The 11,739-nt window shown below is 38.8% G+C and carries 11 protein-coding genes; 5 read left to right on the top strand and 6 right to left on the bottom strand.

Annotated elements, in window-relative coordinates:
- Positions 1–151: 151 nt before the first annotated feature.
- The gene (locus ACFFIP_RS01805) at positions 152–412 is read right to left on the bottom strand and encodes a hypothetical protein (RefSeq protein ID WP_382385848.1); all 261 of its coding nucleotides are present in this window, start codon (positions 410–412) and stop codon (positions 152–154) included.
- Positions 413–632: 220 nt separating this feature from the next.
- Positions 633–1,130: a MauE/DoxX family redox-associated membrane protein gene (locus tag ACFFIP_RS01800; protein WP_382385847.1), complete on the bottom strand. Its 498-nt coding sequence runs from the start codon at positions 1,128–1,130 to the stop codon at positions 633–635.
- Positions 1,131–1,345: 215 nt separating this feature from the next.
- Between ACFFIP_RS01800 and ACFFIP_RS01795 the strand changes: the two genes are divergently transcribed.
- Together ACFFIP_RS01795 and ACFFIP_RS01790 are read left to right on the top strand one after the other, a co-directional pair.
- The gene (locus ACFFIP_RS01795; RefSeq protein WP_382385846.1) at positions 1,346–1,945 is read left to right on the top strand and encodes a Crp/Fnr family transcriptional regulator; all 600 of its coding nucleotides are present in this window, start codon (positions 1,346–1,348) and stop codon (positions 1,943–1,945) included.
- A gap of 171 nt (positions 1,946–2,116) precedes the next feature.
- A complete protein-coding gene (locus ACFFIP_RS01790; RefSeq protein WP_382385845.1) occupies positions 2,117–2,941 on the top strand; it encodes an RteC domain-containing protein in 825 nt (274 codons plus the stop codon).
- Positions 2,942–2,946: 5 nt separating this feature from the next.
- Here ACFFIP_RS01790 and mobC read toward each other — a convergent pair whose 3' ends face one another.
- The 4 genes from mobC to ACFFIP_RS01770 all read right to left on the bottom strand — a co-directional run bounded on the left by mobC (position 2,947) and on the right by ACFFIP_RS01770 (position 6,961).
- A complete protein-coding gene (mobC, locus tag ACFFIP_RS01785) occupies positions 2,947–4,932 on the bottom strand; it encodes a conjugal transfer protein MobC (protein WP_382385844.1) in 1,986 nt (661 codons plus the stop codon).
- The gene (locus tag ACFFIP_RS01780) at positions 4,898–6,187 is read right to left on the bottom strand and encodes a relaxase/mobilization nuclease domain-containing protein (RefSeq protein ID WP_382385843.1); all 1,290 of its coding nucleotides are present in this window, start codon (positions 6,185–6,187) and stop codon (positions 4,898–4,900) included. Before ACFFIP_RS01780 ends, mobC begins: the two co-directional genes overlap by 35 nt.
- On the bottom strand, positions 6,172–6,567 hold the full coding sequence (locus ACFFIP_RS01775; protein ID WP_382385842.1) for a plasmid mobilization protein: 396 nt from the start codon (positions 6,565–6,567) through the stop codon (positions 6,172–6,174). Before ACFFIP_RS01775 ends, ACFFIP_RS01780 begins: the two co-directional genes overlap by 16 nt.
- A 178-nt stretch (positions 6,568–6,745) precedes the next feature.
- Complete coding sequence (locus ACFFIP_RS01770; RefSeq protein WP_377064193.1) at positions 6,746–6,961, bottom strand: hypothetical protein; 216 nt, start codon at positions 6,959–6,961, stop codon at positions 6,746–6,748.
- Positions 6,962–7,188: 227 nt separating this feature from the next.
- Between ACFFIP_RS01770 and ACFFIP_RS01765 the strand changes: the two genes are divergently transcribed.
- Genes ACFFIP_RS01765 through ACFFIP_RS01755 form a run of 3 tightly spaced genes read left to right on the top strand, consistent with a single transcriptional unit; the run spans position 7,189 to position 11,683 of the window.
- A complete protein-coding gene (locus ACFFIP_RS01765) occupies positions 7,189–7,662 on the top strand; it encodes a hypothetical protein (protein ID WP_382385841.1) in 474 nt (157 codons plus the stop codon).
- A 29-nt stretch (positions 7,663–7,691) separates the two neighbouring features.
- Positions 7,692–9,776, top strand: a complete 2,085-nt coding sequence (locus ACFFIP_RS01760; protein ID WP_382385840.1) for an ATP-dependent nuclease — start codon at positions 7,692–7,694, stop codon at positions 9,774–9,776.
- On the top strand, positions 9,758–11,683 hold the full coding sequence (locus ACFFIP_RS01755) for a UvrD-helicase domain-containing protein (protein WP_382385839.1): 1,926 nt from the start codon (positions 9,758–9,760) through the stop codon (positions 11,681–11,683). The genes ACFFIP_RS01760 and ACFFIP_RS01755 overlap by 19 nt, the downstream gene beginning before the upstream one ends.
- Positions 11,684–11,739: the final 56 nt, after the last annotated feature.

Here is an 11,739-nt window from a genome sequence, read left to right as displayed (position 1 = left end):
CATTAGTCGACCAGTATTATACGTGTCAAGGAAAAAATCTAATCAAAAATCCCCAATCATGACTTTAGATTTTCAAAATCAAAAAATTGCAGCATAAAAAAGGCTGCCCTTTTCGGACAGCCCCCTCTTTATGTAGTTATGAATAGTGCTTTTAGTTTAATTCAAACTTTCCATTGGGACTTTGAGGATGTGGATTCTGCCTTTGTTCGTCCAGATATACACAGGTTTCGGTAATGCTCAGGTTACAATCGTACTCATTGGAGCCAAGAGTTACAGGAACCATTTCATCCGAAATCTCATCATAACCCCACACTGTCTGTAATTGAGGTACTGGATTAGTAAAGGCAAACGCAGCGACAATGGCCATCATTACTAAACTGCCTTTTAAGATGTTTTTAATGTAATTTTTCATAATTTTGATTGTTTTGTTAAAGTAATTCCGGTCGTTTCAGTCAAAGTCTTTGACCTTTTGAGAGGGACGGCTGGTTTTACCCCCTTCGGGTTGTCAGGTCCCCACCTAGTGGCAAGACTGACAGAATTGTCTTTTTTATTTCCGTTCTCTATTTTATAGTTAGGCTTCAGGCGCCGGGCAGCTGTTTTTAGCTTCGCCTTCTGCAATAGTTACTTTTAATTTATACTGATATCTTATTGCTTAGCATAAGTCCAAGGAAAGAGACAACAACCAGCACCAAATTCAGTAAAAGGTGTTCAGACCATCCAAGCTCAGAAATAAGTCCTCCACAGGTGCACGGAATCCTTCCAAATGCTCCTGACATCACCCAACCCACGTAAACAGTAAAGCAGACCATCAGCAATGTTGAAGCTACAAAACCATTTTTGAAAGACCTTCTTCCCAGTAAAAGGATGGCTGTCACCAATTCAACTACTGGTAAAGTAAAGAGCAGCGTCTCTGCCATCCAACCGGGAAAAACCTGATTATGCAAGGCCGACCTCGTCCCGTTCCAATCAATTACTTTGGAGAATGCCGAATACATGAATATTAGTGAAAGTATTGCTCTAGAAAGCAGAACTAACATAGTGGTGATAATTCCATCTGATCTTATTCCAATATTCTTGTCGCTTTTCATATGGTAAAGTTCGGTAGGAACTAAACTTCTTTCAAAGTCCATTTTGTACCTTTTTCATCTCAAGTGAAAAAAGTGCAAATTTGTACTTTTTTACATAATAAGTTATTTAAAATATTATATTTCTTGATTTTGTATTTAAAATTATTTATTTTATGAAATTATGTTTTGAATTTGTAACAAACCTATTGAAAAGAATAGAGGGTTTGGCTTGTATTTGGAAGTGTTAGGGAGTATTGAAAGGGTGACCATTTTTGCCCATGAATGTTGAAGAGATGGATGATTCTTGGCTAATAGAACTGAAGTCCAATATGGACAGATTTGTAGAAGTATCGATTGATGACTACCGAAAAATAAAAGGTTTTCTAAACTTCAAAAAATATCCGAAAGGTACTGTCATTAAGGATGCCGGCCAAGCTGAGACCTGTGCCCGCTTCATTCTAAATGGAAATATTTCTTTTTCCATCCAGCTTCCGGCAGGTCGAACAATTACCAGATTAATATTTTTTCCGGGAGAAGTGGCTCTCGATCCTGTTTCCTTTAACTCTGGCAACCCTTCTGATTATGTTTTAAAGGCAATATCGGATGTAATGGTTTGTGAGATTGACCGTCAATTAGAGTCCAAGATCATCAATGATTTCCCATCTTTTTTTGATCTCTCAATTAAAGTCAATCATGCCATACAGGAGAAACTCATAACCTGGTTTGTTGATTTTCTTTCCAAACCAGCCAAAGAAGTTTATAACGTCCTTGCAGGTCCTGAACAGGAGTTGGGAAAAACCCTAATGGTAAAAGATATGATGGATATTCTGGGAGTAAGTAAATCCACTTTGGCAAATATCAGAAAAATAAAAGATTAAGTTTTAGAAAATAGTCTAGATGGCATTCGATTCATTGGGGAAGTTTCGATTGGTGTCAATAATTATAAATTCTATCATTAATTTTATAGGTATCAAGATTACGCACTTTTCTTTCCGGGCTTAAGACAGGTGTTATTGATCAGTAGATTATTAACCTAAAAAGTAAATGCCATGGAATTATATTGCGAAAATTTATATAATAGGACAAGTGAAACACTTTTGGATATCAGCATGTCGGCTGAGGGGAAAATTGACTTATGCAGGAAATCGTTTACAGCAGTCCAAGAATCATTATACAAGCTGAAAGAATATGTTAATGAACACGGATTTAAGGACAAGTCGTCGGAGATCATGTTCTTTAAGTCTATACAACCAAAATTTCTTGGGGAATTGATCTATTTTGCTGAAGTCTTCAAAATAGAGTCATCCTGCCCACTGAAACCTCCAAAACAAAAGAAAGTGTGTTACAGAAAAGAAATGGAAAAGATATCGGCTTTCTACGAGCGGCATCAAGAGCTTTATTGGTATAATTTTTCAGGAAAAACTGATCTTGATGACAAGTTGTTTCTTAGGAATAAAGAGATTGATTTCTCCTTTCCTGACATTTACTTCCTTGATGCAGACCCGGAATTCAGTTGCGCTGGTAGTTATAGGGTAGGTCAATTTATTGCCTTCAAGAAGGTTTTGGAGTACCTCCAAATTTCTCTTGATACCCTAGAAGGTAAGAAGTCCAACAAACTTGGACCTGTATGGACTGGGCCAAAAGTATGGCTTATTGAACTCATCTATGCACTGAAAGCTGCGGGGGTGTTCAACAAAGGCAAAGTGGACATTAAGGATATCGCCAATGTCGCGGGGCCGATGTTCCAAAAAGATCTGGGAGAGTATTACCGAGCCTTTCAGGAAATACGGCTAAGGAAAAAGAACCGCACTGTATTTCTTGATCACCTTAAAACTGCTCTTACAGAATACATGGATGCAGCTGACGGGATGTGACAGGGTCAGCTTTCTTTTTCAATAATCAGGTGAGCCAGCTCAGGTGTATTGTAAATCCTTTCAATCTCAATTTCAATGAGGTGTTTCACCTGATTTTTGACCATCCTGTAATTGGAGTCTATTTCAGAAGCTGTTATATCTACAACGGGAGGAATAGGCTTATAGGCCTGTTCCTCCATTTTCAGGGCTTCGTTATCGTTGATGATCTCGTTGTGGAATGTTTTGTGCGGAATCTTTTGGTCGGGATTGTCAGCCACCATGCCCACAAATTCCCCTGAGCTCAACCCAGCAATTTTTGAAGGAGGTATAGCAGAATCCAGTTGTGAAGAACGGCTGATAGAGGTGTCATTGGCATTAATGGACATGCTTTCCCTTTGCTGCATGATCTTCCCAAACCGTTCAGAAAGTTGTTTGGCTGTGTCTCCGGTCACCTGACCACTTATGATATTTCCTACGATGTTGGTAACCACATCCGCCTGTTCACGCCCATAGTCTTTACGTAATTGGCTAAAATCCTGTATCCCCAAACAGGTTGACACTTTGTTGCTTCGGGCTGTCGCAATCAGGTTGTCAATGCCATTGAAATAGATAGTGGGATATTCATCAAAGATTAGACTTGATTTCAGTTTCCCTTTCTGGTTTACCAGTTTGATCATTCTTGAAATATACAGAGAAAGCACTGCGCCGTAAGTCTGCTGCTTTTGAGGATTGTTTCCCACACTAATTATCTTGGGTTCATCGGGGTTGTTGAGGTCTAGTGTAAAGTCGTTGCCCGAAAGGACGTAGTATATCTGAGGAGATGCGAGCCTTGCCATTGCAATCTTGGCACTTGCAATCTGTCCTTCCAATTGATCGGTTGCCCCATTCAGATAAGCTATGACAAATGGGTTGATCAGTACCTCAATTTCCGGTTCGGTGCGTAGCACCGGGAAAAGTAGGTCGTATTCGATTTGCATCAATTCAATCACATGGGGCAGGGTACAATACTGCCCACCTTTGAATTTCTTCAAAAACCAAATTATTGCTGTCAGGAAATTAATGGGGGATTCCACAAAAAAGTCTCCCTGCTTTCTGATCCATGTTCGATTGAGTCCAAGCATAATGGTTCTGGACGATTCGGCTGCATCGGTGATATCCATCATGGTTTCAGGATCAAGCGGATTACAACGATGGGTATGGGAAAGCTTATCAAAGTTGATGACATAAAAGGCAGGATCTTTGGCGTATCTATCTTTATACTTTTGAAGGGTGTTGTAGGCAATGATGGAAAGGTCATCGTATTTGAAATCGTATATGAACATGGAAAAGCCCTTTTGAATGTGCTGTGTGATGACATGCCGTATAACAAAATAAGACTTACCTGCACCCGGCGTACCAATGACCAGCAATGACCTAAACGGATTGATGATATTTATCCATGAATTTCTGATTTTCCCCTTCAGGTTATACCGTGAAGGAAGGTTTACGGAATACTCGTTTCCCAATAGTCTTTCTTCCTGCGGAAAGGTTTCATTGAGTTGGTTGAACACATCGTCTTTTAACCTAAGCCTCAGCATCCTTGACATCAATCCGCCTCCGGTAAGGACAAGGATGTATCCAATGATAGTGACAATCATGTAAATGATACAGACAATCTCTCGATCGTAATCAAGACGCAGTAATGTATGGCTTAAGGAAAACACCACTAATCCAGAAATTAAAGAAAACGCCGCATGTGCAAATCGTATCTTCTCATCTTTCTTCCCGGCAGCTCCAAGCAGGGAAACCAACAACAAGACCAAAGCCATGATTTTGGTAACCAGAATATGATTAAAAATTCCGGTGCTTTGAAGATTCAGCAAAACCCTGTCTGAAATAGGATGAGTGAATCCCCATATTTCAAAAGCCCCATAGCAGTACACATAGAAGTGTAATGCCAATATCCCGAAACTTACTTTCCTGGTCAGGTCTATGATCTTACGTAATGCCTCTTCGTTTTCCCCTGTTCCCATGATCGTTGATTTGTATTATTTGCGACGTTTTTTTCTTCTTCTTCCGGTGAGGTCTGTTTTCGGGAAGGAATTCTCCCGGCACCTCATCAAACAACCCCTGAATTATCTCTTCGGCCAATGAGCGACCCTGTGCGAGTTCTTCCGTTGCGGTTTCGTCTTGGCTCCCCTTTTTCTGATTTGAATCCACTCCGTCCTCATCTCTGATATTGAACCTCTGGTGAAGGGCATTTGCGCTGAGCTGTTTGCCCAAATCACTCCCGTTAAAAACACTCCGGGTAACATTGTCCACGAAAGTCACCCCGTATAGCCGTCCCTGATCGTTGGTTCTGAAAACCGCATGGATTCCCCTTTTGGAAAGAGTCGCTTTAAGCCCGTCCAAGTCTTTTGCTTCAGGTTTGGTCAGTATATTCTCTATGGTTTTGACAGCTCTGGCCTTGTGTTGTTTTCTACGCTCCTTGTTCTGTTCGAACCGCTTTTCAAGATTTTGGAATGTTGGTTTGGAATGGATGGAGCTCGCCTTGATGGGAACACCCAACCTGTTTCCGTCACCATCAGAAATGGAATAGACCAATCCCTTTTTCTGATACATCCGGGATTCCAGTTCACCCCGGTAAGCTGTCACATTGAATTGACGCAAGGCAGCATTGAATTCGGCCAGTGATGTAAACATGTAAGTTCTCATAACTTCTGTCACTATGTTGGATATGGCTGCTTTGGTTTTTGATTGACCGTATTGAACTTTTCCCATTGATAGAGGCTGGAGGATATACGCCTGTTCCTTTTTTTGGTCTTCTGCCTTTATCAGCCTGAACCTTTCCTCGATGGCCTTCCGGGCAAGTTCAGATTGGTTCTTGCCGAGGTTGTGGGTTTCAATGCGTTTACCATCCTCCCTGATATTGGTAGTGAGAATGTGAATGTGAGGGTGTGCCGCATCAAAATGCTGGTAGACTAGGTAGGGCTGGTCACCAAAACCGATTCCTTCCATGTAGGTTATGGCTATTTTTTTCAGCTTCTCGTGGTCCAATCCATCTTTCAGAGAGAAGTTCAGGGATATATGTATTGTATTGGTTTTGGTGCGTTTGTTTTTGTCTGTGAACTCCCGGAATTGAACAAGTTTGTCATGGAGGCTTACTGTATCACTATCATCCATAAATCCATTGGCCAACAGTAAATCTGCTTCACCTTTTTCCAGTTTGTTCTCGTTGTAATGCAAAGCACCTCGTATGTTTTTCCCTGTGGTTATTTTGGCGACCATCGTCTGGACAATTTGGAAAGAATGGCAAGCAGTTCCTCTATCTTACCTTCAACATTCCTGTAATGAGGCACAACCTTTTCCGCATAAGCCTGCTTGGCTTCCACATCCTGAGAGGAGTTGAAATACCGTGTGATCTGGTTGATGTTGACACCTATGGCTTGAAGCTCGTTTCTGATTCTTGCAAGCTTTAACTTTACTTCTTGCAGGCTTGCGTCATACGTATTGACGGTGATCTCTTTCTTGAAAAGCATATCACGGATCAGCTCACTTAAAGTCTGACAATAGGTGCTTTTTTGGAGTAGCTTTCCAAGTTTTGCATCTTCTTTTTCAGTGAACCTGATGGTTCTTTTTATTGGGTACTCTACGGCTCTTTTTTTCATACATTCTTAAGTTTGAGATAAATCCGACTTCGGAGGATTTATCCCCCGGTGCGACTTCGGAGCTGAGGACAAGATTGGATTGGCGTCCGACAATCCTACATCTTGCTGATTGCTCCAAAATGCAATCCATGACCTTGAAAGGATCTGATAAAGATTGCAGCAATCGGGGTGTGATTGATCAGTTCAAGAGGTTCCATATCCAATCATCTGCAAGCGTTTTCCAGTTGCTGAAAGGTGTTCCGTTTTCACTTTCCCAATCCATAGATTCATAGTGATAGTAGAAAATTTCTGCTTCGTCTATGGACATTCCTTTGAGGGAAAAATAGGCTTTGACATGGTCAAAAAGAGGGGGGACTTTTCCGCCCGATCCGGTGTTTGCATTTGTTCCATTCATGGCATTTCAATTTTGGTTTACGGGTCAAAATTGAAGGGCTTCCACAGGATTTTTCCCCACTGCGATTTGGAAGTGGGGCATTTTTTTATGGAGGGCTACTCCAATGGCTGAAAAATCAGAGGATTACAAAGACAAAATTCTTTAGGTGATTTTTGATGGGAAATAGGTGGTATGTGGGGAGAGTTTTTTATTTTGGAGGGATTCTAAAAAGCTTTAAAAATGGAATTATGAAAAAAGTTTTCATCTATGTAGGGCATTCAAATTGGGGCAAGTCAAGGGCTTTAAGAGTTTTGACCGGAAATAGTAGTCGCCAAAAAACTGTGCAAATTAGTCAATATAATGTCAGAGTGCGAAAAATGTCAAATGATGATGATGGACAGGGATTGCTTAATTGGGTTCGTACTTTCCCAAGACAAAATTATCAAAGGTTTGTAATTGCTTTTTGCCCTAAGGTACCTCCAATCACTGGTGAAGCCACTATTGAGCAAAAAATTGCATTGGATATACTAATTGAGCTACAAACTACAAATAAGCTTTTCTTTTTTGTTCAACATGAAAAGTTTAATTATCCTCATGACCAGATTACGCAGCAGGAGATAAACTGGCTCAAAACCTTTGGATCTGTTAAAATTCTTTATGGTCAAAGTCCTGACACGATTAGAGCAAAAGATTTTTTACAGTACATTCATGCATACATCTAAATTGCCTAAATTTCAATTGAACTGAAGAAATGAGAGTATTTAAAATAGAAATAGAGAATTATCGGTTATTAAAAGATTTTTCCATGGATTTGGAAAAAGACCTTTCTCTAGTCATTGGTAAGAATAATACAGGCAAAACCACTATTCTTTCGGTTCTCGATAAATTCTTAGGTCATTTAGATAGGAATAAATTCTCTTTTGACGATTTCAATATTGATTTCAAAAAAGAACTCAAGGCTAGTATAGAATCTAATGTTCCCATTACTGAGAAAGATTATAAAAAATTGGGCATAAGGCTCAGATTGTTTATTGAATACAATGAGTCAGACAATCTATCTAATATCAGTAGGGTCATGATGGATTTAGACCCGGATAATAACGTTATCGTTCTTGGCTTTGAATACATTTTAAATTATACCGAGTACACCCGTCTTAGAAAGGAATATCTAGAATTTGTGATTAAGGATAAGGCAAAAGAACAGGAAAAACCTGGATATAAAATCCGAACTGTAATTGACTTCTTGAAATTAAATCATGCAGCTTTCTTTAAGATCGGTAAGCGCTCATTAACCTATGTCCCTGCTACAAAAAAGGCAAATGAGGATATCTCCATTGATTTGGAAACTGAAAAAATCAGTGTTGCCGATATTATCAACTTCAAATACATCAGCGCAAAACGTGATGTTGCGAATAAGGATGTTGATAAAACGCTTTCTGGTCAGACATCAAGGATCTACAGGCGTACCGAGACAAACGATGAACAAAATAAGGCCGTTGAAGATTTCAAAGATACTCTGAGCGAAACGGATACTCATCTAAGCGGAATATACAAGACACTATTTGATGGTATTGTTAAGAAAGTAAAGGATTTTGGTGGCGTAAAAATTAATGAATCCGAGATTGAAATAATATCCACCCTTCAACACCGGGAATTACTTGAAGGGAATACTACGGTTGTCTATAAGCATGATGCAGACAATCATCTTCCTGAGCATTATAACGGATTGGGCTATATGAACCTAATCAGTATGATCTTTGAAATTGAGATTCTTGTACAGGAGTTTAAACGGGAAAAAGACAAAAAACCAGCCGATATAAACCTCCTCTTTATTGAGGAACCGGAAGCACACACTCATCCTCAGATGCAATATGTTTTCATCAAGAACATAAAGAAATTACTTGGTGAAGGCATTAAGCGGGAAGACGGTGAGAACAAAGATTTACAATACATTATTAGCACTCATTCTACCTGCATTGTAGCCGACAGTGATTTTGATGACATCAAATACCTAAAAAGGGATAAGGAAATTGGAATATTAGCCAGGAATCTAAAAGACCTCAAAAATGAGTATGACATTGAGACAACACAATATCAATTCCTGAAACAATATCTGACAATTAGCAGGGCAGAAATATTTTTTGCAGATAAGGCTATTTTGATCGAAGGGGATACCGAGCGCATTCTTGTTCCTACCCTCATGCGAAAGGTGGATATTGAAGAAGAAAGGAAATATGCCGCAGCGGGTGAACAAGACAGGTACCTACCCTTGCTTTCTCAAAATATTTCTGTTATTGAGGTGGGAGCTTATTCTCAGATATTTGAAAAATTCATTGACTTTTTAGGGATCAAGAGTTTAATCATAACCGATATTGATTCAATCAGAGAGGTTGCTGTAGATGGAGGAAAGACCAAAAGGGAAGCATGTTCCGTCATAGATGGAACTGGAACGAGTAATTCTGCCATTCTTTATTATTTCCCTGAAACTAATTGGGGTAACCTTAAACAATTAAATCTTAATAATAGGTTACTTAAGGAAGAAAGGTTACTAATTGCCTATCAGATTGAAGAACAAGAATATCATGCTCGGAGTTTTGAAGACGCAATTATCCATATAAACAAAGGGTTTGTAGATGACAACAAAGAGAACTTCAAAGGGCTTCAGAATAAAGAGCTTTTCGAAAACGGCACTGGTGCATACGAGTTGGCTGAAAGGTGCATAAAGAAAAAAACACACTTTGCTCTGGATATCCTCTATCATAGTAACGGTGATTTTAGTAACTGGAAAATTCCTGCTTATATCAAAGAAGGCTTATTATGGTTGAAGAAAGATTGAATTTGGAGCCGGAAGTACAAGAGATTTTCCAGTGTATTGACAACAAGCGTAACTTCCTGTTGAGTGGTGGCGCAGGAAGTGGTAAAACCTATTCGTTGGTTCAGGTCATTCGGCAGGTCATATCAGAAAATCCAACTGCCAAGGTAGCCTGTATGACTTATACCAATGCAGCGGTAAAGGAAATAGAAGAAAGGGTAAACCATAAAAACTTGAATGTATCTACCATATACGATTTTTTATGGGACAACATCAAACACTTTCAAAAAGAGCTAAAATCTACAATTATTGCTTTAGCAAATGATGAAAACACTAAGATTTCAATTGATGAAGACGACTCTATACCAGCAAATTATTTTGACGAACTTGAAAAAGGAATTCAGTATAAGGAATTTTTAAAACTCAAAGAGGGTATCATTTCTCATGACGAGTTATTGATTATAGCAAATCACCTTTTTGAAAACTATCCTAAACTCAGTGCTATTGTTAAAGACAAATACCAGTTCATTTTTATTGACGAATATCAGGATACTAATTCGGTAGTAGTTGAAATTCTTTTGAATCACTTCAAGAAAAGCGAGAAGAAAAACCTTATCGGTTTCTTCGGAGACGCTATGCAATCTATTTATGATGATGGCATTGGCAATCTTGACCAATATAAAGGGAACACAGCTGATACGGTAAAGGAGCTAAAGAAGACCCAAAACAGAAGAAGCCCGCGCAAAATAATTAATCTGGCGAACAGATTAAGAACGGACGACATAATCCAAGAACCTTCAACTGATAAAAATGCACCGAATATGTTGGCTGGTCAGGTAAAAGAGGGGAACATCCTGTTTCTTCATTCACACGATGGGGATATTTCAGCTGTAAAGCAATATTTGACTGCAAACCACAAATGGAATTTTGACGACAGCAAAGAAACAAAGGAACTAAATTTAACCCATAACCTGATTGCGGACAAAGCCGGATTCAGAACATTGATGGATATTTATGATAGTGATCCAGTGATTGGGTTAAAGAATGATGTTTTGCGTAAGATTAAAGACAATAAAAAGAACAATAATCCTGAAATTGAAATATCCGACAACGACAGTTTTGATGCAGTTGTCGATAAATTTCAATTGAAGAATAGACAACGGCAACTCAAAAAAGACATATTGCTCCAAAATCCGATAAACGTTGAATTATATAACCAATTAAAAGACAAACCCTTCTCAGAAGTTAGAAAAATATATCTATCCAAGGATGCTTTAATTGATGACAAAAAGCAAGATGAGGATGATGAGAATAAAAAAGGCTCAAAACGGGATAATTTAATTAAACATCTTTTTAAGATTCAAAGCAATATCATGCTGTATCAAGTCGGTAGATATAATGAATTTTTGCGAGCAACGGACTACAAAGACAAAATTGTCAACATTGCCGCCAAAAGAATCTTGAAGGATAATATTGAAAGCCTTATCAATGTGGGGGACAAAACCATTGAGGATGTGATCTATGATGCTAATGAAAAAGGTATTTGTCTGGTGGATGATAAGCTGAAGGACTTCAAGGTAAAGAATGAATACCTGTACAACAGGGTAAAGGAAGTTCAGTACAGCGAGTTCCAAAAGTTGTACGACTATCTGGAAGGTAAAACACCATTTTCCACACAACATAAGACCAAAGGAACTGAGTTCGAAAATGTTCTTGTAATCTTAGATAACGGAGGCTGGAATAAATACAACTTTGAGAACATGTTTTTAAATACAGGTACGGAAAGCGTTCTCGAAAGAACACAAAAGATTTTCTACGTATGCTGCACCCGGACTAAAGAGAATTTGGTGGTTTTTTATTATAACCCAAGTCCGCAAGTGATAGCTAAAGCAACAGAATGGTTTGGACAAGAAAATGTTATACCTGTGTGATTATGTTATATTGAACAAACTACATTATGAATCATGTAGTTTGTTCATTTAAACGT

This window comes from Fontibacter flavus (assembly GCF_042432905.1).
Classification (GTDB): domain Bacteria; phylum Bacteroidota; class Bacteroidia; order Cytophagales; family Cyclobacteriaceae; genus Fontibacter; species Fontibacter flavus.
The sequence above is the reverse complement of the archived record's forward strand: the minus strand, read 5'-3'. Positions and strand labels throughout refer to the sequence as shown.

Excerpts from the sequence above, each read along its gene's own strand:
- ACFFIP_RS01805 (WP_382385848.1), bottom strand. The coding sequence starts at position 412 with ATGAAAAATTACATTAAAAACATCTTAAAAGGCAGTTTAGTAATGATG.
- ACFFIP_RS01800 (WP_382385847.1), bottom strand. The coding sequence starts at position 1,130 with ATGGACTTTGAAAGAAGTTTAGTTCCTACCGAACTTTACCATATGAAA.
- ACFFIP_RS01795 (WP_382385846.1), top strand. The coding sequence starts at position 1,346 with ATGAATGTTGAAGAGATGGATGATTCTTGGCTAATAGAACTGAAGTCC.
- ACFFIP_RS01790 (WP_382385845.1), top strand. The coding sequence starts at position 2,117 with ATGGAATTATATTGCGAAAATTTATATAATAGGACAAGTGAAACACTT.
- mobC (WP_382385844.1), bottom strand. The coding sequence starts at position 4,932 with ATGGGAACAGGGGAAAACGAAGAGGCATTACGTAAGATCATAGACCTG.
- ACFFIP_RS01780 (WP_382385843.1), bottom strand. The coding sequence starts at position 6,187 with ATGGTCGCCAAAATAACCACAGGGAAAAACATACGAGGTGCTTTGCAT.
- ACFFIP_RS01775 (WP_382385842.1), bottom strand. The coding sequence starts at position 6,567 with ATGAAAAAAAGAGCCGTAGAGTACCCAATAAAAAGAACCATCAGGTTC.
- ACFFIP_RS01770 (WP_377064193.1), bottom strand. The coding sequence starts at position 6,961 with ATGAATGGAACAAATGCAAACACCGGATCGGGCGGAAAAGTCCCCCCT.
- ACFFIP_RS01765 (WP_382385841.1), top strand. The coding sequence starts at position 7,189 with ATGAAAAAAGTTTTCATCTATGTAGGGCATTCAAATTGGGGCAAGTCA.
- ACFFIP_RS01760 (WP_382385840.1), top strand. The coding sequence starts at position 7,692 with ATGAGAGTATTTAAAATAGAAATAGAGAATTATCGGTTATTAAAAGAT.
- ACFFIP_RS01755 (WP_382385839.1), top strand. The coding sequence starts at position 9,758 with ATGGTTGAAGAAAGATTGAATTTGGAGCCGGAAGTACAAGAGATTTTC.